The following is a 695-nucleotide window of genomic DNA, read 5'->3' as shown; positions in this document are numbered from 1 at the left end:
TGGACGTGCCGGAGGATGCGACGATCCATCGGCTGTTCGAGGAGCAGGCGCTGCGGACGCCGGACCGTCCGGCGGTAACTTATCGCGGGCGGTCGTGGACGTACCGGGAGCTGAATGCGCGGGCGAACCGGCAGGCCCGCCTGCTGATCGCCAAAGGCATCGGCGCGGAAAGCAGGGTTGGCATCATGGTCAAGCCGTCGCTGGAGATGGCCGCGGGTGTACTCGGCATCCTCAAAGCCGGAGCGGCGTACGTGCCCATCGATCCGGATTATCCGAAGCAGCGCATCGCTTATGTGCTCGCCGATAGCGGCGCGCCGGTGCTGCTGACGCAAAGCGGCTTGCCCGTGCCGGCGGAATACGGCGGCGAGGTGCTGCGGCTGGACGGCGAGGGAGCAGCGTCCATGCTGGCCGGAGAAGTCGGTCTGTCCGACGAACTCAATCCGCTCACGGCGGCAGGAGCGCATCATCTGGCCTACATGATTTATACGTCGGGCACGACCGGCCAGCCGAAAGGCGTTATGGTCGAGCATGACTCTTTGGTCAACCTGTGCTGCTGGCACAACAGGGCTTTCGAAGTTACTGCCGAGGACCGCAGCGCCAAATACGCCGGGTTCGGGTTTGACGCTTCCGTGTGGGAGCTGTTCCCGTACTGGATAGCCGGGGCGAACATCCATGTGATCGACGAAGCGATCCGG

1 protein-coding gene is annotated in these 695 nt (G+C 64.5%); it reads left to right on the top strand.

The genetic code is table 11. The features are described 5' to 3' along the window. Nucleotides 1-695 (top strand): AMP-binding protein (locus AC3G2T_RS38765; protein ID WP_488438826.1); only part of this gene is annotated, 695 nt, incomplete at both ends.

It is taken from the genome of Paenibacillus sp. sgz302191, assembly GCF_057749925.1.
The sequence above is the reverse complement of the archived record's forward strand: the minus strand, read 5'-3'. Positions and strand labels throughout refer to the sequence as shown.